The sequence below is a fragment of the Colwellia ponticola genome, assembly GCF_005885605.1.
GTDB classification, from domain to species: Bacteria; Pseudomonadota; Gammaproteobacteria; order Enterobacterales; family Alteromonadaceae; genus Colwellia; species Colwellia ponticola.
The window spans coordinates 1-428 of record NZ_SZVP01000176.1 but is presented as its reverse complement, the minus strand read 5'-3'; the positions used below and the strand labels follow the sequence as shown (position 1 = coordinate 428).

At 62.9% G+C, this 428-nt stretch carries 1 pseudogene; it reads right to left on the bottom strand.

The features are described from left to right. Window positions 1-203 precede the first annotated feature (203 nt). Window positions 204-428 (bottom strand): annotated as a pseudogene (locus FCS21_RS16965) (hydrolase); the annotation flags it as partial.

Below are 428 nucleotides of genomic sequence, written 5' to 3'. Positions count from 1 at the left end.
CTACGGGGGACTGAGTTCCCGGTCGTGTAAACCCAATCCGAATGTGGGAGGGGCCTGCCCCTCTCACATGTTTAACCGTGTCGTGCCAGTAACCATTGCGGTATGCGCCGCTCCAGGTAGTAGCCTGGGCGTTTCAGCGAGCCATCGACGAAGCCCACGTGCCCGCCCTTGGCCGTCAGCTCAAACTCGGTGCACGCCGATAGCTAACTGGCCTCGGGCAAGCTGTGGGCAAACACGAACGGGTCGTCGGCCGCCTGGATAATCAGCGTCGGTGTGCGGATCGCGCCCAGGTAGTAGCGACTCGACGCGCGACGGTAATAGTCCTCGGCACTCAAGAACCCATGCAGCGGCGCGGTGACCCGGCCGTCGAAGTCCCAGAAGGTGCGCATCTTCTCCAGCGAGCCAAGCGCTTCCAGGGTTTTCAGCCC